The 23,464-nt window shown below is 44.0% G+C and carries 18 protein-coding genes; 2 read left to right on the top strand and 16 right to left on the bottom strand.

Translation table 11 applies throughout. From position 1 onward, the window contains the following. The first annotated feature begins 5 nt into the window (after positions 1–5). Positions 6–1,748 carry a recombinase family protein gene (locus MUB50_RS04760; RefSeq protein WP_244790680.1) on the top strand — a complete coding sequence of 581 codons (1,743 nt, stop codon included), beginning with the start codon at positions 6–8 and terminating at the stop codon, positions 1,746–1,748. A 106-nt stretch (positions 1,749–1,854) separates the two neighbouring features. On the opposite strand, the gene queA is transcribed toward MUB50_RS04760, so the two are convergent. From queA to MUB50_RS04720, 8 genes are all read right to left on the bottom strand, one after another. Further along, positions 1,855–2,880, bottom strand: coding sequence for a tRNA preQ1(34) S-adenosylmethionine ribosyltransferase-isomerase QueA (queA, locus tag MUB50_RS04755; protein WP_244802517.1), 1,026 nt, complete (start codon positions 2,878–2,880; stop codon positions 1,855–1,857). A gap of 2 nt (positions 2,881–2,882) precedes the next feature. Then, positions 2,883–3,635 (bottom strand): tRNA (guanosine(37)-N1)-methyltransferase TrmD, encoded by a 753-nt coding sequence (gene trmD / locus MUB50_RS04750; RefSeq protein WP_015525216.1) that lies wholly within the window; start codon positions 3,633–3,635, stop codon positions 2,883–2,885. After that, positions 3,636–4,142, bottom strand: coding sequence for a ribosome maturation factor RimM (gene rimM, locus MUB50_RS04745; protein WP_059085894.1), 507 nt, complete (start codon positions 4,140–4,142; stop codon positions 3,636–3,638). A 59-nt stretch (positions 4,143–4,201) separates the two neighbouring features. Continuing rightward, positions 4,202–4,432 (bottom strand): KH domain-containing protein, encoded by a 231-nt coding sequence (locus MUB50_RS04740; protein ID WP_015525219.1) that lies wholly within the window; start codon positions 4,430–4,432, stop codon positions 4,202–4,204. Between the two features lie 55 nt (positions 4,433–4,487). Next, on the bottom strand, positions 4,488–4,733 hold the full coding sequence (rpsP, locus tag MUB50_RS04735; protein WP_015525220.1) for a 30S ribosomal protein S16: 246 nt from the start codon (positions 4,731–4,733) through the stop codon (positions 4,488–4,490). Between the two features lie 45 nt (positions 4,734–4,778). Continuing rightward, entirely contained in the window at positions 4,779–6,131 is a 1,353-nt protein-coding gene (ffh, locus tag MUB50_RS04730; protein WP_015525221.1) for a signal recognition particle protein, read from the bottom strand. A 3-nt stretch (positions 6,132–6,134) separates the two neighbouring features. Further along, positions 6,135–6,458 carry a YlxM family DNA-binding protein gene (gene ylxM, locus MUB50_RS04725; protein WP_015525222.1) on the bottom strand — a complete coding sequence of 108 codons (324 nt, stop codon included), beginning with the start codon at positions 6,456–6,458 and terminating at the stop codon, positions 6,135–6,137. Positions 6,459–6,641: 183 nt separating this feature from the next. Then, on the bottom strand, positions 6,642–7,637 hold the full coding sequence (locus tag MUB50_RS04720; protein WP_118369245.1) for a uroporphyrinogen decarboxylase family protein: 996 nt from the start codon (positions 7,635–7,637) through the stop codon (positions 6,642–6,644). 200 nt (positions 7,638–7,837) lie between these two features. Between MUB50_RS04720 and MUB50_RS04715 the strand changes: the two genes are divergently transcribed. Continuing rightward, positions 7,838–9,376 (top strand): PucR family transcriptional regulator, encoded by a 1,539-nt coding sequence (locus tag MUB50_RS04715; protein ID WP_244790341.1) that lies wholly within the window; start codon positions 7,838–7,840, stop codon positions 9,374–9,376. 23 nt (positions 9,377–9,399) lie between these two features. On the opposite strand, the gene MUB50_RS04710 is transcribed toward MUB50_RS04715, so the two are convergent. From MUB50_RS04710 to smc, 8 genes are all read right to left on the bottom strand, one after another. Continuing rightward, positions 9,400–10,224 (bottom strand): TrmH family RNA methyltransferase, encoded by an 825-nt coding sequence (locus MUB50_RS04710; RefSeq protein ID WP_114002543.1) that lies wholly within the window; start codon positions 10,222–10,224, stop codon positions 9,400–9,402. Positions 10,225–10,355: 131 nt separating this feature from the next. Continuing rightward, positions 10,356–11,162, bottom strand: coding sequence for an alpha/beta hydrolase (locus MUB50_RS04705; protein WP_173760455.1), 807 nt, complete (start codon positions 11,160–11,162; stop codon positions 10,356–10,358). A 315-nt stretch (positions 11,163–11,477) separates the two neighbouring features. Beyond that, positions 11,478–13,286, bottom strand: coding sequence for a Na/Pi cotransporter family protein (locus MUB50_RS04700; RefSeq protein ID WP_118608070.1), 1,809 nt, complete (start codon positions 13,284–13,286; stop codon positions 11,478–11,480). A 252-nt stretch (positions 13,287–13,538) separates the two neighbouring features. Further along, the gene (locus MUB50_RS04695) at positions 13,539–15,392 is read right to left on the bottom strand and encodes a DNA cytosine methyltransferase (protein ID WP_244790339.1); all 1,854 of its coding nucleotides are present in this window, start codon (positions 15,390–15,392) and stop codon (positions 13,539–13,541) included. Positions 15,393–15,775: 383 nt separating this feature from the next. Then, positions 15,776–17,614 (bottom strand): glutamine--fructose-6-phosphate transaminase (isomerizing), encoded by a 1,839-nt coding sequence (glmS, locus tag MUB50_RS04690; protein ID WP_244790337.1) that lies wholly within the window; start codon positions 17,612–17,614, stop codon positions 15,776–15,778. Between the two features lie 107 nt (positions 17,615–17,721). After that, the gene (gene ilvA, locus MUB50_RS04685; protein ID WP_015525229.1) at positions 17,722–18,933 is read right to left on the bottom strand and encodes a threonine ammonia-lyase; all 1,212 of its coding nucleotides are present in this window, start codon (positions 18,931–18,933) and stop codon (positions 17,722–17,724) included. Positions 18,934–18,939: 6 nt separating this feature from the next. Further along, complete coding sequence (ftsY, locus tag MUB50_RS04680) at positions 18,940–19,878, bottom strand: signal recognition particle-docking protein FtsY (protein WP_118062468.1); 939 nt, start codon at positions 19,876–19,878, stop codon at positions 18,940–18,942. An 18-nt stretch (positions 19,879–19,896) separates the two neighbouring features. Next, positions 19,897–23,457, bottom strand: coding sequence for a chromosome segregation protein SMC (smc, locus tag MUB50_RS04675; protein WP_244790335.1), 3,561 nt, complete (start codon positions 23,455–23,457; stop codon positions 19,897–19,899). Positions 23,458–23,464: the final 7 nt, after the last annotated feature.

The following is a 23,464-nucleotide window of genomic DNA, read 5'->3' as shown; positions in this document are numbered from 1 at the left end:
ATATCATGAATAAACGAAAAACAGCTTTGAGGGGTGTATCTGCCTCCTCTCGCGAAACAAAAGTAGCAATATACATCCGAGTGTCAACTATTCACCAAGTAGACAAAGACTCCATACCTATGCAGAGAAAAGACCTTGCAGCATATTGTCAACTTATTCTCGGTACTGATAATTATGAGTTTTTTGAAGATGCCGGATATTCAGGAAAAAACACTGATCGTCCAGCGTTTCAAGATATGATGGGAAGAATCCGGAAGGGCGAATTTTCCCATGTACTTGTATGGAAAATAGATAGAATATCCAGAAACCTTCTGGATTTTGCACAAATGTATAAAGAGCTTCAATCACTAAGAGTTACTTTCGTAAGTAAAAATGAACAGTTTGACACTTCAACAGCTATCGGTGAAGCTATGCTTAAAATAGTCTTGGTATTTGCTGAATTGGAAAGAAACATGACTTCTGAACGTGTCACCGCAACAATGATTTCAAGAGCCAATAACGGCCAGTGGAACGGCGGTCGGATTCCCTTTGGATATGATTACGATTCTGAAACTCTTACTTTCTCCATCCGAGAGGACGAAGCAGAAGTGTGCCGCAAAATCAGAGACTTATACCTTAGCAGCAAGTCATTTACCTATACCGCCAAAGCGCTAAACGAGGCAGGATATAGAACCCGTTCTGGTCATGACTGGACTCCTACTTCTGCATGGAAAATTGCATCAAGTCCCTTTTATGCTGGCATTTATAGATACAACAGATGTAAAGTAGCAGATGTTAGGATTCCCAACCCGGAGGATGAATGGGTCCTTATCCCGAATCACCATCCTGCAATCTTCACATTGGAAGAACATGAATTAATGAAATCTCTTCGCGCATCAAATATTAGATCTGTTGATAATGTTATTGGAAGGCTCCATACCTCCAAAAATACTCATGTATTTCGCGGTATTGCTTATTGCGGAAAATGCGGGAATAAGCTAATCTGCACTCCCGGTAGGCTACATGTTGATGGATACCGCCCTTCAAATTATAGTTGCCCGTTAAGGAGAAATACAAAGAAATGTGACAATGCTATATTCAACGACATAATTATAGGGGAATTTGTAATTAACTATATATTAAATATGCTCAATGCTAAAAAGAGTTTTTCATCCATTACCTCCCCTGAGGATTTACAAAATGCTTTATTGTCCGGTTCCGTCTTTTCAAATATCAAATGTATTGACAAAGATGGCCTGAACTGTTTCTTCAATCTCCTTTCAAGATATGGTTCTGATGATTCATATGTTTTTGCTATTAAGAAACCCCGAAAAAGAAAAGCAGCTATTGATCCAGAACTTTCTTCATTAAAAAAAGAAAAGGAAAAACAGGAGCGCGCAATGCAGCGTTTGCAGGACCTTTACCTGTATTCCGAACGTTCTATATCAGAGAAGGATTATATCCTCCGTAAAAACGAAATTGTCTCTCATTTGAAAACGATCAACAACAGGCTTGGACTATTAACACAAAATCCCGATTCATACCTCACCGATGAGGAATTTATCAAACAGGCAAGCCATCTTCTCATACAGAAAGAATTGAAGAACCGAAAATATATTTATTATAAGAATCTTGCAACTTCAGTTGATCCTGAAATTCTTCATGCCTACATGGAAACAATTTTAGATTCTGTTTATGTGTCAGATGGCAAAGTTACGTCCATCACATTCAAAAATGGTCTTACACATAAATTCACCTATAAAAATTAACACTGGCATATTTTAGGCCAAAAAAATAACCAGGAAGCGTTTTGCCTCCTGGTTTCTTTCTGTTCTTTGTATGATCTCTTCGCCCAACAAATGTTAGATTTTGATGTTATATCATCAGCATCGCATCCCCGAAACTGAAGAAACGATATCTTTCCTTCACAGCTTCTTCATAAGCAGCCATAATATGTTCTTTTCCGGCAAGGGCTGAAACTAACATCAGAAGCGTTGACTCCGGCAGATGGAAATTGGTGATCAGTCCATCGATAGCTTTGAATTTATATCCAGGATAGATAAAGATCTCTGTCCATCCGCTTCCGGCCTTCACGATTCCATCCTCTCCGGCTGCGGACTCCAGAGTACGGCAGCTGGTAGTTCCCACAGAAATCACTCTTCCGCCGTTTTTCTTTGTATCATTGATCAGTTTTGCCTGATCTTCTTCCACAATATAAAACTCCGAGTGCATGTGGTGCTTTTCTACATCATCTACCTTTACCGGGCGGAAGGTTCCGAGACCTACATGTAAAGTTACATGTGCAATATTCACACCCTTCTCCTTTACTTTCTCAAGAAGCTCCGGCGTGAAGTGAAGTCCTGCGGTAGGTGCGGCAGCAGATCCCTCATTCTTTGCATATACAGTCTGATAACGGTTCTTATCCTTCAGCTTGTGGGTAATATACGGCGGCAGCGGCATTTCTCCCAGCTGATCCAGGATCTCTTCGAAAATCCCCTCATAATGGAACTGAATCAGACGGTTTCCCTCATCTACAATATCAATGATCTCACCCTTCAGGATACCGTCACCAAAAGTGATCTTTGCACCGGGACGTGCTTTTTTTCCCGGCTTTACAAGACACTCCCAGATATCATTTTCGCGGCGTTTCAGAAGCAGGATCTCGATCAGCGCTCCAGTTTCTTCCTTGTGACCATAAAGACGTGCCGGGATAACCTTGGTATCATTGATCACAAGACAGTCTCCCTTATGCAGGTAATCCAGTATATCGGTAAAATGACGATGTTCGATACTTCCATCTTTCAGGGACAGATGCATCAGTCTGGAAGAACTTCTGTCCTCCAGCGGATCCTGAGCGATCAGTTCCTGCGGCAGATCATAATAAAAATCTGATGTTTTCATAATTATTTTTCCACTTCCTCTTTCCACTGTTTGCGAAGCCTGCGGACCTCGTTCCACTCTTTGTTGGTCAGATCAGCTTTTGGTAAAAGATCCGGCCTCCATTTGGCTGTACGGATGATAGACTGCTCTCTTCTCCATTTATCCACATTGGCATGGTGTCCGGAAAGCAGCACCTCCGGAACCTTTTTGCCATGCCATTCCTCCGGGCGGCTGTACTGGGGATACTCCAGAAGATTCCCGGAAAAGGATTCCGTCTCACCGGATTCCTGATTATTCAGAACACCTGGTACCATTCTGGAAATAGAATCCATCATGACCATAGCCGGAAGTTCTCCTCCGGTAAGTACATAATCACCAATGGAAACATAGTCTGTTACGATTTCTTCCAGAACACGCTCATCAATTCCCTCATAATGACCACAGAGGAAAACCAGGTCTTCTTCCAGGGCAAACTCTTTTGCCATATCCTGATTGAAGGTTTTTCCCTGAGGAGTCAGAAAGATCACGCGGGGTTTCCTTCCAATACGTTCTGCAATGGATTCATAAGACAGATATACCGGCTCCGCCTGCATCAGCATTCCGGCTCCGCCGCCATAAGGATAATCATCTACCTTCTGGTGCTTATTGAATGCAAAATCCCGTATATTGATCGCTTCCAGTGATAACAGTCCCTTTGTAATGGCACGGCCTGTAATACTTGTGTTCATTCCGTTCTCGATCATTTCCGGAAATAATGTAAGTACATGATAATTCATTTAAACAAGCCCTTTCATCAAATGTACAGTCATGGTATTTTTTTCCACATCCACATCAAGAACACAGTCATGGATCGCAGGAAGCAGGATTTCCTCGCCATCCACACGATCTACAATATAAACATCATTGGCGCCGGTCTCCATCACATCACGGAGCACTCCGAATTTCTCCCCATTCTCCAGAAGTACCTCCATTCCGATGAGATCCGCCACATAATATTCGTCCTCGCCAAGCTCCTGTGCCTCTTCACGTGGGATCCAAAGCTCACGGCCCTTATACATTTCAATATCATTGATGTTGTCAATGCCTTCAAACTTCAGGATCGCAAGATTTTTAAAAAACTTTACATTCTGAATATTCAGTCTGCGAAGCTCTTTTCCTGTATCCAGAAGCACATATTCAATATCAAGAAAACGCTCTGCGTCATCCGTTGTCGGAAAAACTTTTACTTCACCACGGACGCCATGGGTCGTTGTAATAACTCCTACCTTTAATAAATCTTCCATTTTTGCTCCCTTTCAGAGTAAAAACAGGAGCCATGGAATCCACAGCTCCTGTCTCTTTTTCATTGCAGAATATCTACAATCACTTTTTTGCTGCTTTTTGAAGAAGCCGCTTTCACAACAGTACGGATTGCCTTGGCAATTCTGCCCTGTCTTCCGATAACCTTACCCATATCGGCTGGTCCGACCTTCAGTTCAACAACAATCGCGTCGTCTTTTTCAGTCTCAGTAACGACTACTTCATCCGGATTTTCAACAAGAGATTTTGCAATTACTTCTACAAGTTGTTTCATTACATACCTCCTTGCTCCTGCCTCATTGAGGTCACAGATCCAAATCTGTCAGGTATTATTTCTCGATTCCGGCAAGTTTAAGAAGCTTAGCAACTACCTCTGTAGGCTGAGCACCAGCTGCAAGCCATTTTTTAGCTGCCTCTTCATCGATTTTGTATACGCTTGGGTCAAGATTCGGATCATATGTTCCGATCTCTGCGATACATCTTCCGTCACGTTTGCAGCGGGAATCTGCTACTACGATTCTATAGAAAGGTGCTTTCTTCTGTCCCATTCTTCTTAATCTGATCTTAACTGCCATTTTTGTTTTCCTCCAATTATCTTTCTGAAAATTTATTGTTATTTATTAAAAGGGAAGCTTAAAGCCACCTCTTTTTCCCATGTTCATCTTGCCGCCTGTTAATCCCGGCATCTGTTTCATCATCTTCTTGCTCTGCTCAAACTGCTTCACAAGACGATTTACTTCTGTAATATCCACTCCGGCGCCTCTGGCGATACGGTTCTTGCGTGAGATGTTCAGAATGTTGGGGTTACTTCTCTCCTGAGGTGTCATGGAAAGAATGATGGACTTGGTACGGTCCATAGCCTTTTCATCGATCATACCCTCGATATCCTTCATCTTACCGCCCATTCCGGGAAGCATGTTCAGGATACTGGAAATACCACCCATCTTGTTCATCTGCTCCATGCTGGTAAGATAATCATTGAAGTCGAAGTCCATTTTCTTCAGCTTCTTCTGCATCTCCTGAGCCTGTTCCTGATCCACAGAGGCTTCCACCTTCTCGATCAGACTCATTACATCTCCCATTCCAAGGATCCTGGAAGCCATACGTTCTGGATAAAACTGTTCCAGATCTGAAAGCTTCTCTCCCATACCAACATAGAAGATCGGTTTGCCGGTCACGGCTTTAATGGAAAGCGCAGCGCCGCCTCGTGTATCACCGTCCATCTTAGTCAGGATCACACCATCAATGCCGACTTTATCAGAAAAGTTCTGCGCCACATTTACTGCATCCTGTCCTGTCATGGCATCAACTACAAGCACTGTAGCATCTACATTCACATTCGCTTTGATATCCTCAAGCTCCTGCATCATATCCTCATCAATGTGAAGACGTCCTGCTGTATCGATGAGCACAACATTCTGCTGATTGGATTTCGCATGCTCGATAGCTGCTTTTGCAATATCCACGGGATTCTGCTTATCTCCCATGGAAAAGACCTCGACGCCCTGTTTCTCACCGTTTACCTGCAACTGTGTAATCGCTGCCGGACGGTAAACATCACAGGCCACAAGCAGTGGTCTCTTTCCCTTGGATTTCAGTTTGCCTGCCAGCTTGGCAACCGTCGTTGTCTTACCTGCACCCTGAAGACCGACCATCATAAGAACGGTAAGATCCATTCCCGGTTTGATCGGAAGCTCTGTTGTCTCACTTCCCATCAGGTTGACCAGCTCATCATTTACGATCTTGATCACCATCTGTCCCGGATTCAGACCATTCATAACATCCTGTCCGATAGCCTTTTCCTGAACGGATTTCGTAAACTGCTTAACGACCTTAAAGTTAACATCCGCTTCCAGAAGCGCCATCTTAACTTCCTTCAGTGCCACCTTGACATCAGCCTCTGTGAGACGGCCCTTGCCCTTCAGCTTCTTAAATACATTCTGCAGTTTATCTGTTAAACTCTCAAATGCCATTGATCATAACTCCTCTAATATCACATTGGAAATCGCCGCAATATCTTCGGCGTGGTACTTGTCAGCCAGTTCATGGATCTTTATGACCTGACTGCGGATGTTCAGGAATTTCTCGACCAGATGAAGCTTCTCTTCATATTCTTCCAACGTCCGATTGCACCGTCTGATCATATCATGCACACCCTGTCTGCTGATGCCAAGTTCCTCAGCAACCTCACTTAAGGAATAATCCTCAAATACCACACTGGTGTACACCTGCCGCTGCCTCTCTGTCAGAAGCTCTCCATAAAAATCAAATAAAAATGTCTGCTCTACAAATTTCTCCATCTGTAATCACCTTGGCTATCATACACGATTCCGACACACCTGTCAAGGGTTTTTGCTTTACAAATTTATTTTTTCCTGAATTTCACAAAAAAAGGCCGGAAAAGCACTTTTCTGCTGGGTTTTGCAGGCTTTTCCGACCTTTGTTATTCTATTTGCTTCTTATTAATAAGTCTTATGCTTCGATCAAAACATTTCCTTTGTCATTTTATCGATTTCCTGATCCACTGCCTCATATACACCTGGGATACATGAGAAATTCAGGCCATGGGTGGTACATGGGATAAAATAAAGCTTACCACAGTCTCTGCAAAGCTGATCTGTTGACTCTTCGATCATTTCCTGATTCCAGTCAAAGCGATCTACTTTACCGTTATCGATACCACCCATAAATGTGATATCTTTTCCATATTCTTTGATCAGCTTCGGAAGATCATTAACAGACATACAGCCCTGCCATACATCAATTCCCATCTCGATCATTGTCGGAACCAATGTTGCACTGTAGCTGTCATTATGGTGGATGATCAGTTCAACACCATGATCATGGTAATATCCGTAAATACGTTTGTAAGAATCCATAAAGAACTCACGGAACATATCCACACTGATAAATGTAGACTTCTGTGTTCCCCAGTCATCATGATGGAAGACAACATCCGGTTTCATATAGGTGCAGATCTGCTCTGCCCATTTCAGTTCCCACTCTGTAATATATTCGATCAGTTCATGCATGGCTTCCGGCTCTTCGTAGAAATTGATCATGGTATTCTGGATCTCACAGAGATAATGGCACATCTCAAAAACTCCAGGTGCAACCATTGCAGTAACCATGGTTTCATTCCGGTCAATTCCGGCAACTGTCTCCTGGCATTCTTTCCAGTCCTCTGCCGTGTAGTTGATGTCCGGTGCCTTTACATATTTTTTCCACTCTGCGACGTCCGGACATACCAGATGCTCCGGATCATGGAGCGGAAACGCTCCCGGTGTTCCTGCAGGCCAGGAATTATAATATCCCCATCCGCATTTTACTGTTGGTGCACCAGGTCCTTCCGGCATCATAGGATACTTCGTCTGATATGGAGTATTCAGAACAAATGTCAGTCCCTCATACTGTTTTACAAAACGATCCGGATTTCCTCCGCGGATCACTTCCAGCATATTTTGTCTTTTTGTTAACATAAACGCACCTCCTCTACGTTATTATGCAGGAAAGCCTTTTTTCCGCACTTGTTTTGCCACACCCCAACATAAAAGGCTTGTTTCTGCACTTGTTTTTTCCTTATGATTCTATTATACTGTAAATCAAAAGAATCACAATTCCACATAATATGGCTATTATTCCTGTTTTTTCCTACAAAATATAGGAAGGAGGATTTTCCTTGAAACTCAGTGCAAAACTCATATGCTATCACCTGCAGAAATCATTTTCCATGCATACATCCAGGCTGGATACATCCCCCACCCTTTCCTGCCCTTCCTGCTTTGAAAAGAACACCGTTCTTCAGGATGGACGTGTTTACCTTATCACAGATCCGGATTTTCAGCTCACTTTTCATCATCCCAAAAATATTCTGTTCCTGATGATTGGAAAAATCTATCAGAACTACGAATTAACTCAGCCAAACATGTGTATCATCCCTGAAGATATTCCAGTCAATATTGTCTTTAACAGGATTCAGGATATTTTTATCCTCTATGATCAGTGGAATCAGTCCCTGATGGATTCCCGTCTCCGGAACGCATCTATCCAGGAGCTTCTGGATCTTACAGCTTCCATTATTCCCAATCCAATGATGCTGATCGGTATGGATTTTACTATCATTGCCTCCAGAGACTGGAATCTAAGTGATCTTTCCAATTCTGTTTTGGGTTCCACTGAAAATTCCTGGGCTATTGTGGACAGCCTGAAGCAGGATCCTCATTACGAAGAGGCTTTTTATAAAGCCGGATATTTTTATTATCCGGGAAATGGCCTTACTGCTCCTTCTCTTTGCGTAAATATCTCCAATAATGATAAAGCAGTATACAGGCTGATGTTTTCCGAAGGTGAGGTTCCCCTGGATGATACGTTTGGTTTTGTTCTGGAGTACCTTTCCCAGATGGTATTCCATGCACTTTCCACAGGAATCATGCACAGCCGGGATAAAGCTTTTCCTCTGCATCAGATTTTTATGTCCATTCTGACTGATCCCGGAGCTGATTATGTAAAAATCAGTCAGCAGCTGACAAATGTAGGGTGGCTTTCTTCCCATATATATCAATGTATTTTGATCCAGACCGGGCTGATCGACCAGAAAAATCTGACCCTCAATGCCATCTGTAATTATCTTGAAAATACAATCCCGGCCAGCTGTGCTACCGAATATAAAGGAAATGCGGTGCTTTTTATCAATCTGGATCTCTGCACTCTGACTATCCATGAGATTTCCGATAAGATCGAGGGTTTTATCAAAAGCAGCATGTTAAGCGCCGGATACAGCCGGAAGATGCTTGGACATTTCAATTTCCACCGGCAATACACGCAGGCTTCTGTTACCCTGCAGGTTGGAAAACGCAAAAATCCCGCAGAAAGTATCCACTATTTTGACTCCATCGCTCTGCCCTATATTCTGGAACAGGCAACCAGAAAGCTTCCTGCTTACATGGTCTGTCACGAAAAGCTTCTGTCAATGAAATATAAGGATGAGGCAAAGCAATCTCATCTCTATGAAACACTGCGTTGTTTTCTGGAGCACAACCAGAACATTTCTCATACTGCCAACGCTTTATTTATCCACAGAAGTACTCTTCTTTATCGTCTGGATAAGATCAAAGCTTTTCTGGATTCAGATCTTACAGACAGAAACGAGATCCTGTATCTGTTGCTTTCTTTTCATCTGATGGATATGGAAGAAGAAAACCGGAATACAAGATCATAAAAAACGGGAACTCTCTTAAATATTTAGCGTTTTCCCAGCTGCCAAAATGCAACTGCACTGGCTGCCGCCACATTCAGTGAATCCACACCGTGTGCCATTGGAATACATACCGTATAATCACAATCCGCAATGGTCTCCGAAGCAAGGCCATCCCCCTCTGTTCCAAGAACTACTGCCAGTTTTTCTTCTGCCATCAGATGAGGATCATCAATATCAAAGGAATCCTCCCTAAGAGCCATGGCTGCCGTCTTAAATCCCATCGCTTTCAGAGACCGGATTCCTTCCGTTTTCCACTCTGTTTTTTCATCAAAAAAAGTCCATGGTATCTGAAATACAGTTCCCATGCTGACACGGATCGCACGGCGATACAGTGGATTGCTGCATCCCGGTGTCAGCAGTACCGCATCCATTCCAAGAGCCGCCGCAGAACGAAAGATCGCGCCTATATTAGTAGGATTTACCACATTTTCCAGAACTGCGATCCTGCGGGCATTTTTGCATACATCGACTATATCAGGCAACGCCGGCCGGCGCATTGCACAGAGCATTCCTCTTGTCAGCTTGAATCCAGTCAGCTGCGTCAACACATCAAATTCTGCCGTATAAACCGGGATGTCTCCACAACGACGGATCAGTTCTTTTGCCTCACCCTCAACATGTTTATGTTCCACCAGAAAAGAAATCGGCTGGCACCCGGAATCTAAAGCTCTCTCAATAACCTTCGGGCTCTCCGCAATAAAGATCCCCTTCTCCGGTTCTGCCCGGTTCAAAAGCTGTATCTCCGAGATCCTGGCATATACATCCAGCTCCGAAGCGTTGAAATCTGTGATTTCTATGATATTTGACATGGTTATTTTTCTCCTGTTCTGTCTTCTTGTTTTCATCCTGCTATTGTAACAGAATCTCTTTGCAAAAGAAAGCCAGGTGTTATATGTTTCCACCTGGCTTTGCTGCTACTTGTAAAACAATTTGTTTATATTCAGATTCTCACTTCCATCCACCGGATCATATCCCCGATCACTTCATCTTTACAATACTCATTCAGGATCTCATGAAAAAGTCCGCCGTAAATCTTCATCTGTTTGTCTTTTGATCCTGCTTCCTTAAAGAAATCATAGGTATCCTGTACACTTACCAGACCATCTTTCTCGCCGTGTGTCATAAGGACCGGATAATGGAACTCTGCTTTTTTCTCTTTGAACCAGTCAAGTCCGTCGCAGATCGCATAGCATAACCCCGCTGTAAAGGACTGTTTATTGTATGGATCTTTTCCGTACCAGTCTACTACTTCCTGTACAGAGCATACACCTGAACCCAGCTGATTGGCAAGGCGCGTATGTACATCCATTTCTCCCGGCACACCACGTATCAGATTGCCGTTATCTGCGGTCAGCGCACCACTGGTAATGATCCCCCGGAGCTTTTTGTCCGGATATTTGGCTCCGTACAGAGAAACCGTAAATCCGCCCATGCTGTGTCCCAGAAGAAATACCGGAACATCCGGATTTTCTTCAATTGCCATATCCACAACTACGTTGGTGTCGTCCAGAAGCTCATTGAAATCGGAATAAAAAGTCTCTTCACCCTCAGACCGTCCATGTCCTCTGTGATCAAAACGATAGGTTCCGATTCCCGCCTCATGAAGTTTTTCCGCAAAATAATCGTACCTGCCCTGGTGCTCACAAAGTCCGTGGACAATCACGATCACAGCTTTATTGTCTGCTGCCGTTTCTTTTTTCAGATACAGTTTCGTTCCGTCAAACGATGTGATCATACTTTCACCCATAATAAAACCCTCCCTTTTCTTTCTGCGAGATACATATCCCCATTATATGTCTCACGCTATCTGATAGGTTTATCATATCATGAAATCTGTATTTTGATAACCCTTATTTGTAATTATCAGCAATTATATGTTTTTTACAAAAAGTAATAAAAAATAGAGGGTTGACATATTTTGTTCTCTGAACTATAATCACCTCAGTACAAAGGGGCTGTCGCACTAAAAAATTAGTGCGACAGCCCTTTCTTTTTTCATTGTTAGGGCAAATCCCTAACAAAAACAGCAGCGGAATATCTACATTTCCGCTGCCTGAATTTCTTATTCTACTTCTTCCGGCTCCATGCTGAGCATATGGCCTTCCTGATTTCCAATATCATATTTCTGTCCGTATTCCTTGAAATACTGGTAGTAGTCCGCACTGTTTGTAGGATAGATCTTGGAATCGTGAATATGAAGATCAGATCCTGTCTCTCCGCTCTTCATAAGTGCCACCATAGCACTTGCACAGTGAGTTGCGATACGACAGAAACTGTTGAGGATATCACTAAATACCGTTCCCTCTTCCAGTCCGCATTTGCCCTGGCTCAGTCGCTCTGCATGACGCATCTTCAGTACATCACAAAGTCCTGTGATCACAGCTCCGAGAGGTGCTACTCTCTGTGCCATTTCTTTATCGTCTTTCATGAAAGCATTGCAGGTTATATTGATATCCTCACGAACTGCCTCCATAACAACATTCAGCTCATCCCAGGCTTCCTGCGAAAAATTCGTATGATTATCATGCATTTCATTGGACATATGAGCAATGTAAGAAGCATGATCACCGATACGCTCAAAGTCATTGATCGTATGCAGATACAGTGAAGTCTGTCTTGTCTGTGCAGAATTCATCTCTCTCTTTGTCAGCTGGATCAGATACTCTCCTAGACGACTTTCATACTTGTCGATCAGATCCTCTTTTCGCTGAACCTTATCATACTTATCCTGCTGATAATCATTCAGAAGATTCATGGCTCTGTTGACATTCTTACGGAGCTTCTTGGACATTCCGTTCATTACACGGTGACACTGTGCGATAGCAAGGGCCGGGTAATTCAGAAGACGCTCTTCCAGAAGATCAAAGTCTGCCTCATCTTCCAGATCTTCTTTGTCATCCTTCACAAGCCAGCATACCAGCTTCTCGATCTTTGGAATGAATGGAAACAGCACGATAACCGTTGCCAGACGGAACACCGTATTCAAAAGTGCGATCGCTACCGGTGTCATGGTCATATCCATAAATGTAAAATGTACAAACGCATTCACGGTATAAAAGATCACTGACCAGAGGATCAGACCAAACAGGTCATTGATCAGATATACAAGAGCAGTTCTTTTACCGTTCTTATTTGCTCCGATGGCTGAGATCAGAACTGGACATGCAGCACCAACACCGATACCAAGAACGATCGGAAATGCACTTGCAAATGTCAGGATACCGGTTACGGAAAGAGCCTGGAGCACACCGACTGTTGCAGACGCACTCTGGAGTACCGCAGTAAAAGCGATACCTACGAGAATACCTGCGATCGGATTGGAAAACATAGTCAGCATCTTGATGAACATCGGACTCTCACGCAATGGAGATACCGCACCACTCATCATCTGCATACCTGTCATCAGGATCGCAAAACCAAGCATGATATTTCCCACATTCTTATGTAAGGTACGCTTACAGAACATACGGAAAATAATACCAACTACAGCCACAACCGCAGAAATAGTTGCTGTAGAAAGAACACTGGCGATTCCATTGGATCCTTCAATATAAGAAAGACATAAGATCCAGCCAGTAATACTGGTTCCGATATTGGCTCCCATGATGATACCGATCGCCTGTTTCAATTTCATCATACCGGAGTTTACAAAACCGATCACCATAACTGTCGTCGCAGAAGACGACTGGATCACACTGGTAACACCAGTACCAAGTGCGACACCCTTCAGCGGAGTATTGGTCATCTTATAAAGAAATGCTTCCAGCTTATTACCAGCTGCCAGCTTCAGACCATCGCCCATTAGGGACATACCAAACAAAAATAATGATACTCCACACAACAAAGATAAGATCATTGAAAAAATTGCCATAATTTTCTCCTTTGTCATACTCGCTTCCTGTCATAATTTGTCAGGAGCCATGTTATCCTGAAAATGCAACTTTACATTTCCTTAATCTGGATTTTTCTTATTTTTAACATTTTCCCATTTATTATGCCACATCAATTTCCATATTACAACAACAGATTTATTTCGAAAATAAAAAAATTCGAAGGCAGCGGATCATCTTCTAAAACTCTGCCTTCGAAATGAGTATTTTTGAGTTATTTTTCACAAAATTTTCTATTTTTCCAGGCGCATCAGCATATCATCCAAAATATCTTCCAAATACCCTCCCGTTGTTTTTTCCCCTTCTTTTTTTATCTGGAGCATCGCTTTCAAATCTTCATCGGACAGGCAGATGATCAGTTTCCCGCTTTCCCGTAGACTTCCCCGTGCAGCCATTTTCGCATGTTTATCCGCTCCTTTTCTGGAAATAATGATCGCAACTTTGCGGAGAGCTTTTTCGTACAGATATTTTTCTGTAGTGTAAATTTCCCTCTGAGTAATAGGCTTTTCATAGTTTTTAAACTCGAACACGATATCCTTCGTAGAAAAATACTTACAGATCGTGTCAAAAAAATCCTGTGTCACCCCGTTTTTGATCTTACAGCACATGTCAAAACGATACAGATTTTCCTCTGTTGTCTTCTGCTGCTCCCACAAAGTCAGATATTCTCCAAGGATATATTTCAGAATAGAAACACAAAGTTCCTCATATTTCTTGAAAGCTGCACTACCGGTCTCCAACACTTTTAACTGCGCTATATAGCTGTCAGCAACCGATTCCGGATCCGTATTCTCCATCTGGCTGCTTTCCTCAAAGATAAAAGGCTCCGGTCTCTCCGGTTCTATGTTTTCCACCGAATAATTCAGAATCGAGATCAGTTCGTTCTTCAGTTCCGGATAGTCCTCAAAGAGCCACAGCACATTTCGGATGTCCCAGACATATCCAAGCTTCGCCTCTTCGTACTTTCTCTTAGTCTCATTAGAGACCAGATTCGCCACTACACAGATATTTTGTAATGGCAGATCCTTTTTCTGATCTGACACTGCTTTTCCAACCAGACGGCTATAACTCTGCAACCGTTTAAGTGTAGCGATTTCTTTGGAATCACTGTACATTCTGGTCATAAAGACCCATTCATCGCTTTGGAAAGAAACCCCTTTATATGTAAGGTATTTTTCAAAAAGCTGCTTAAAGCGGGCCATATTTTCCCAGTTTTTCATCTGCACATCACCCTCTGAATTTATATAGGGTTCTACGCAGAGATTGCGAACGACTTGTTCTGTCACTTTTATGTTCGGCGCATATACCAGACTTCTGTACATTCGGCTTTTGTTTGACACAGAACGTGGAAAATCTTCCGGAAATCCCTTTAATCTGGCTATTTCATTGTGTGTGATCTTATGATAGACGCCATGGATACGGATCAGCGGCATTTTTATCAGATTCAGGCGAACCTGCCCGGATTCCCGATAACCGCCTTTTTCCCAACACAAAACGCTGTCACCGGCATGCGAAGCATCAATCTTCTCTTTCGCAAAATCAATTCTGTAATACCAGGAATCCTGTGGATTCATTTCCACCCAGCCATCCAACAGGATACTACTCTTATGGACCTGCACCGGCATGATCATATCCGAAGCATTCACTCTTTTTGAAACAATATATGCAAATTCTTCCCGCAGCGGAAATGCAGTAACCTCCGAACTCTGGATATTTTTATGCGTGATATGGTATCCATATTCTTGCAGCTGAAAAATGTGCTCCTTTATGAACCCTTTCCATAATTGCTTTTTCATAACAAAAAGAATGGCCGGCGGTCGTCTTCTTTGCACCAGGGTCAAACTATAAAACACCTCTTCTGCTTTCGACTGCGTCAGATCAAAAGCCCAGACATCACTGTCCGGAACTGTGGCAGGATCTATGGAAGAAAGGCTGCATGCAGTTACATTTTGACTTATATTTTCCTGATAGATCTCTATCACTTTTCTGTCCGGCTCATATGCTTTCAAAATCTCATAACCGGCATTTTGAAAACCAAGAGTCAGCGCACCGATACCGGCATTAAAGATCACCACTGTATTCTTCATATATTTTTTCCTATCTTATTATTTGTACTGTGACAGCAGCTCCAAAAGCTTACCACTGTTGATTGGTTTGTTATAATTGATCCCCACAAGCCAGGATATTCCCTGTACATTTCTGTAAAGACTCCGGATAATTTTTCTCCTTTATCTGCTCTATGGCTGTCCGGGCACTCTGGTTTCAGTTCAATCTCCTCTCTGGCACTACCGGCATAAGCATGTACCCGTCACCCCTTCTTAATATCCCCTGAAAAGCAAAATAATTTCACAGCATCATATGTCTATATGATACCATGAAACTATTTTTGCGTAAAGATTTTATAAAAAAGCCTCAGAGTATTTTCGCATATACATACTCTGAGGCTTTCTCTATAGTCCATATATATTTTTTACTCCACTGTCACGCTCTTCGCCAGATTTCGTGGCTTATCCACATCCAGGCCTTTGGCTACGCTTACGTAGTAGCCCAGAAGCTGAAGCGGGATCACTGCCAGGGATGTTGCAAAGTGCGGGTCTGTTTTCGGGATGTAGACGGTGAAATCTGCGGTATCCTCGATATTGTAATTGCCAAATGTGGTCAAGCCCATAAGGTAGGCGCCACGGCTCTTACACTCAACCATATTGCTGACGGTTTTTTCGTAGAGATCCGGCTGGGTCAGCACACCGATCACAAGAGTCCCGTCTTCGATCAGGGAGATCGTTCCGTGTTTCAGCTCTCCGGCAGCATAGGCTTCAGAATGAATGTAACTGATCTCTTTCATCTTCAGACTGCCCTCCAGGCTGATAGCGTAATCAATTCCTCTTCCTACAAAGAAAGCATCTTTTACATTTGCCTGTTTTGAGGCAAACCACTGGATACGCTCCTTATCTTCCAGGATCTTACAGATCTTATCCGGAAGTGTCTGCAGTTCACTGATATAATTGCTGTAGGCTTCTTCTGTGATCGTTCCTCTTACCATTGCAAACTGGATCGCCAGTGTATAAGCTGCGATCAGCTGTGTGCTGTACGCCTTGGTAGTAGCTACAGAAATCTCCGGTCCGGCCAGAGTATAAAATACATTATCAGCCTCACGTGCAATGGAAGATCCCACTACATTAACGATTCCCAGTGTACGAATACCATTTTCCCTGCATTTACGAAGTGCTGCAAGACTGTCTGCTGTTTCACCGGACTGGCTGATGATCACTGCAAGGCTGTTGGTGTTAAGGGCCATTTTTCGGTAACGGAATTCGGAAGCGAGCTCTACCCTTACCGGGATCTGTGCAAGATCCTCGATCACATACTGTGCTGCCATTCCTACATGATAAGCGGAGCCGCAAGCTATGATATAAATCTGCTGGATATTCCGGATGCTTTCTTCTTCCAGGCCAACTTCACTGAGGTCGATCTTTCCATCCTTGAGCACGGAATTCAACGTATCCAGTACTGCCTTTGGCTGTTCATGGATCTCCTTCATCATGAAATGCTCATATCCGGCTTTTTCTGCTGCTTCTGCATCCCACTCAATGGTTTTCAGCTCTTTCTCGATCTCATCTCCATCAAGATTGTAGAAGGTGACTTCGCCTTTTTTCACACGCGCCATCTCCAGATTGCCGATATAATATACATTGCGGGTGTATTTCAGGATTGCCGGTACGTCAGAAGCGATAAAAGATTCATCTTCTGCCACTCCAAGGATCATGGGGCTGTCTTTTCTGGCTACATATATTTCACCCGGATAATCCTTGAACATGATCGCAAGGGCATAGGAACCACGGATACGCACCATGGAATGTGTGATGGCATCCACCGGTGTTCCCTCATATTTCTTGTAATAATAGTCAATCAGTTTGACTGCTACCTCGGTATCGGTCTCAGAATAGAAAGTATATCCTTTACGGGTGAGCTTATTTTTCAGTTCCTGATAGTTCTCAATGATGCCGTTGTGGACTGCTACGATATTACCATCGTCTGTCATATGAGGATGTGCATTGTTCTCAGAGGGTTCACCATGAGTTGCCCATCTGGTATGGCCGATACCACAGGTTCCCGGTACTGTCTCTCCGCCATTTGTCTTTTCTGACAGAACTTTCAGTCTTCCCTTGGCTTTGATCACTTCAGTCTCGCCCTCTCCGTCACGTACGGCGATTCCAGCGGAATCATATCCTCTGTATTCCAGCTTGGAGAGTCCATCTAAAAGGATCGGAGCTGCCTGGTGTCTACCTGTAAATCCTACAATTCCACACATATTTATCTGTCCTTTCTGTCTATGCAGGTATTTTCGCAAAAGACCGGGCTGTTACATCATATGCAACAGTCCGGTCAGAAGTTTCAGTTATTGCAATATAACATGTCCTACAGTATAGCACGTACCACTCTCGGTTTGCAACCCGCTTTTTCCAGAGCTGCAACGATCTGATTCTTATGATCTGTTCCGAAAGCTTCCATAGTGATCCGAAGTTCTACGGCTGCATTTCGGTTCGTACTTACAAACTGGTTATGATCCAGTTTGATAACATTACCCTGATTTTCAGCGATCACACTTGCAACACGTACCAGTTCACCTGGCTTATCCGGGATAAGTACGGATACGGTAAAGATACGGTCACGCTGGATCAGTCCGTGCTGTACAACAGATGACATGGTGATCACATCCATATTTCCACCACTTAAGATGGAAACGATCTTCTTATTTTTTACATCCAGATGACGGAGAGCTGCTACGGTAAGAAGTCCTGAGTTCTCTACGATCATCTTGTGGTTTTCTACCATATCCAAAAAAGCCACAATCAGCTCATCATCATCGATGGTAATGATATCGTCCAGATTTTCCTGGATATATGGGAAGATATTTTTTCCCGGAGTCTGTACTGCAGTACCATCTGCGATAGTATTTACGTGAGGAAGCGTTACGACCTCCCCCTTCTCCAGGGATGCTTTCATACATGCCGCGCCTGCCGGCTCAACACCGATGACTTTGATGTGCGGGTTCAGAAGCTTCGCAAGTGTGGAGACACCTGTAGCAAGTCCGCCCCCTCCGATCGGTACCAGTATGTAATCTACAAGAGGAAGTTCCTGCACGATCTCCATGGCAATGGTTCCCTGACCGGTTGCTACTGCCGGATCATCAAAAGGATGGATAAAAGTATAGCCTTTTTCCTCTGCAAGGGCAAGTGCATGTGCACAGGCTTCGTCATATACGTCTCCGTGAAGAATAACCTCCGCACCGTAACTCTTAGTACGCTCCACCTTGATCAGTGGTGTAGTAGTTGGCATGACAATGACTGCTTTTACTCCATATTTGTGTGCAGCATAAGCAACACCCTGGGCATGATTTCCTGCAGATGCCGTGATCAGACCTTTATTTCTCTCTTCATCAGAAAGTGTACTGATCTTGTAATATGCACCACGCACCTTATATGCACCGGTACGCTGCATATTCTCTGGTTTCAGATAAACCTTGTTTCCTGTCATATCCGAGAAATAACTGCTGTATATCAGCTTTGTTTCCTGTGTCACTTCTTTTACTTTTGCTGCCGCTTCCTCAAAGCTTTCTAATGTAAGCATTTGTATTTAGCTCCTTTCTTCTACGTCAAAGAGGGCGTTTACAAATGCATCTGCGTCAAATTTCTGCAGGTCATCAATACTTTCGCCTACTCCGATGTATTTTACTGGTATGTCAAGCTCAGACTGGATTGCTACTGCGATTCCGCCCTTGGCTGTACCATCAAGTTTGGTAAGAATGATTCCGGTAACATTGGCGACCTCGGCAAACTGTCTTGCCTGAGAAAGCGCATTCTGGCCTGTGGTTCCGTCAAGAACTACCAGCGTTTCCAAATATGCTTCCGGATACTCACGTTCCAGAATACGGTAAATCTTGCGAAGCTCTTCCATAAGATTTTTCTTATTATGAAGTCTTCCTGCGGTATCGCAGATCAGAACATCTGCATTTCTGGCTTTGGCTGCTGCCACTGCATCATAGACAACAGATGCCGGATCTGCTCCGTCCTGGCCGCCGATAATCTCAACGCCTGCACGGTTGGCCCACTGTGTCAGCTGCTCCCCGGCTGCCGCACGGAAGGTATCTGCTGCTCCGAGGATGACCTTTTTTCCCTGATCCTTTAATTTACCGGCCAGTTTGCCTACAGAGGTAGTCTTACCTACTCCATTGACACCGATCACAAGGATCACGGATTTCCGGTTCTCGAACTCATATTCTGTGCTTTCTACCTGCATCTGTTTTTTGATGCTGTCGATCAGAAGCTGTTTGCACTGGGACGGCTCCTTGATATGCTGCTCAGCAACCTGCTCCTTTAAATGCTCCAGAATGGAGGTGGTTGCGTTAATGCCGATATCTCCCATGATCAGGATCTCTTCCAGTTCTTCATAAAAATCATCATCAATACTGGAAAAACCGCTGAAAATGGAATCAAAGCCGGCAACGATATTGTCTCGCGTTTTGGTAAGTCCGCTTACCAGACGTTTAAAAAATCCTTTTTTTTCTTCTGCCATACTGATTCATCCCCTCTGTTACTGGGTAAGCTGGTTCTCTACTAAATCTACGGATACCAGCGTGGATACCCCTTTTTCCTGCATGGTAATTCCATAAAGCCTGTCTGCTGCATTCATGGTACCACGTCTATGTGTTATTATAATAAATTGTGTGTTCTTCGTCAACTTCTGAAGATATCCCGCAAAACGTCCTACATTGGAATCATCCAGTGCAGCCTCGATCTCATCCAGAAGACAGAATGGTGAAGGCTTCAGATTCTGGATAGCAAAAAGAAGCGCAATGGCTGTCAGTGCTTTTTCTCCACCGGAAAGCTGCATCATGTTCTGAAGTTTTTTTCCGGGCGGCTGGGAAATGATCCTGATCCCTGCCTCAAGGATATCCTCGTCTTCCGCAAGTTCCAGAGTTCCCCGGCCTCCGCCGAACAGTTCTTTGAAGGCTTTATCAAATTCCTTCTGGATCTCTCCGAATTTTTCGCTGAACTGCTTACGCATGCCCTCATCCAGCTCCTGGATGATCTGCTCCAGCGTTTTTTCCGCTTCCAAAAGATCGTTGTACTGACCACTCAGGAAGGTATGCCGCTCCAGCAGCTCTTTGTAATCCTCAATTGCATTGACGTTGACGGAGCCGAGAGAGCGTATCTCCTCTTTTAATTTATGGATCTGCTGCTTCATCACATGCCTGTCATTCATTTCTTCTTTTCTGTACTGCAAGGCATTATTCGGAGTGATCTCGTATTCTTCCCACATATAGGAAATTCTTGCTTCCCGGTTCTCCTCGATCTTTTCTGCCTGAGTCTTCAGTCGGAAGCATTCTTTGTCCAGAAGACTGATCTGGCCGGACAGCTCATCACGCTTTTCAAAAAACTCCTTATGACTTTTTGTGCGCTCTTCCTTTTCCTGCTGCCATTTTTCCAGCTGTTTTGCAGCCGCCTCTTCTTTTGCGGCAAAGCCTTCGATCTCCTTACGTACCTTGTCGATAGTCTTTCTCTTTTCTGCAGTTTCCTGGCTGCCTTTTTCCAGAGAATCCAGAATTTCTTCCCTTTCTTTCGAAAGAACTTCAACTTCCTCTTTCAGGCGCCGCAGATTTTCCTTTATGAAGCTCTCCTTCTGCTGGGATGCAGATGCGTCAAGACGGATCTTTTCCAGCTTCTCTGAGGTCTCCGCTTCGTCCTTTTTCCAGTCCTCCAGCTCCTTCTGCCGGGTCTCGATAAAGGTCTCCAGCTCTTCCTCATCCCTTTTGGATGCTTCCAGCTCCTGCGTGATCTTTATGTTATCTGCCTGCATGTTTCTTGCCTGAAGACGGATCTCCTCCTGCTCCCTCTCGATCCTGGTATATCCGCCGCGGATCTCCTCCGCTTTTTTCTCCAGCTGTTCAATGTTCAACCTGGCTGTATTCTGCTGAATGGATTGTTCCTGAAATTTCTGCTGCAGCGCCGCCACAGTATCGCGCATCTCATTTCTCCTGCTGCGGTTATCTTCCATGGACTGTCGGATCTCATTATACCCGGCTGCCAGCTCTTTTACCTTCTTTTCCAGTTCCTCGATCTCACGGCGACGGCCGAGAAGATTGCTGTTGTTCTTAAAAGCTCCACCGGTCATAGAACCGCCTGGACTCAAGGATTCTCCCTCCAACGTTACCATACGGATACTGTGCCGGTATTTTCTGGCAATGGCAATAGCATGATCGATATGATCCACCACCAGCACTCTGCCAAGAAGATATCCGATCAGACCGTCATATTCCTTCTCTGCAGTTACCAGGCCACTGGCAAGACCAATAGCTCCCGGTTCGTTCAACGCACCTCTCTGATTAAACTCGCCTCTTGAAGAAATGCTGTTTAATGGGAGAAAAGTCGCACGACCATACCGGTTTTTCTTCAGGAATTCAATCATCTGCTTGGCAGTCTGCTCGTTATCCGTAACGATATTCTGAATGCTTCCGCCAAGAGCTGTCTCAATAGCGATCTCGTAATTTTTTTCTACGTGGATGATATCCGCCACTACGCCACGGATACCAGGAACATGATCCTTCTGTTCCATGACACGACGAATACTGTTTCCATATCCATCATAACGTTCTGTGATATTGCGGAGAGATTCCAGTCTGGATGCCTCTCTGTGATAGGACGTCTGTTCCTTTTCCAGCTGTGCATTCTGCTGTTTAAGGATTTCCTGAATGGCATGGATCTCTTTTGTAAGACGGCTGCCTTCTTCTCTGGTTTCCTGAATGGCCTTCGTGATAGTGTCGTATTCCTTCTGTGCCTGATCGATCGCTGACTGCTGCTCCTCTTCCTGGGTTTTCAGGGAAAGGATCCTCTGACTGATCCCTGCTTTCCGGATATCCAACTGCTCCTTCATGGCATCAAAACGCTGTGCCTTACCTTTGGTGTTTGCACGAGAATTAAGGATCTCAATAATCTCATTCTTACCATCTTCCACTGCCTGGGTACATTCTTCTATGCTGCTCTGGATATTATCCATTTTTTTCTGCTCGTCAGCAAGTTTTCTGTTGATCTCCCGTAAATTTGCCTGAAGATCCGATTTTTGTTCTTCCAGCGCCTCCTGGTCTGCAGATTTTTTCTCCGTATCTTCCTGAACTGCTAAAAGACGGCTGCGATAATGACTGTCGTTCTGCTCTCCTGCCAGGATCTGCTCATGAAGAACATTGATCTCACCGGACAGCTGTTGTTTACGGATAGCACGATCCCTGCTTTCTTCCCGCAACGCCTCCATCCGCTCATTGAGCTCTTCCAGTATTTTTTCCAGACGTTCATATTCATCCTTAGTACGACTATGAGTATCCTGGGCTTCTTTTAACTGATTTTCTGCGATCCTGGTTTTTTCTTCCAGCTCGCGGATCAGATTTCCGGTGTGTTCATATTCCAGGAGGAACATATTTATATCCAGCTCTTTCAGATTATCTCTTTTTGCCAGATATATTTTTGCAGTCTCAGACTGACGTTCCAGCGGTTCCAGCTGTTTGGTCAGCTCACTTAAGATGTCCGTGACACGAACCAGATTCTGTTGTTCTTCCTCCAGCTTCTTCAGTGTGGTATTTTTTCGTCTTTTAAATTTGACGATCCCGGCTGCCTCGTCAAAAAGCTCTCGGCGTTCTTCGGGTTTTCCACTTAAGATCTTATCGATCTGTCCCTGTCCGATGATGGAATATCCTTCTTTTCCGATACCGGTATCATAGAACATCTCATTGATGTCCTTCAGACGGCAGGAGCTGCCGTTGATACGGTATTCGCTCTCACCGGAACGATACAGTCTTCTGGTAACGGTTACTTCTTCAAAATCCACCGGAAGCTTGTGATCGCTGTTATCAAGTGTAATAGCCACGGACGCAAAGCTCAGAGGCTTGCGAAGCTCCGTTCCTGAAAAGATAACATCCTGCATATTTCCGCCTCGAAGCTGCTTGGCGCTCTGTTCTCCCAGAACCCAGCGGACTGCATCACCAACATTGCTTTTTCCGCTGCCGTTAGGTCCTACGATGCCAGTGATCCCGTTATGAAATTCAAAATTTATTTTCTGTGCAAAGGATTTAAATCCCTGCACCTCTATATTTTTCAGATACATTGGCCAC

It is taken from the genome of Blautia sp. NSJ-140 (assembly GCF_022868965.1).
Taxonomy (GTDB): Bacteria; Bacillota; Clostridia; order Lachnospirales; family Lachnospiraceae; genus Blautia_A.
Note: the sequence above shows the minus strand (reverse complement) of the source record. Positions and strands in the feature narration are given on the sequence as shown.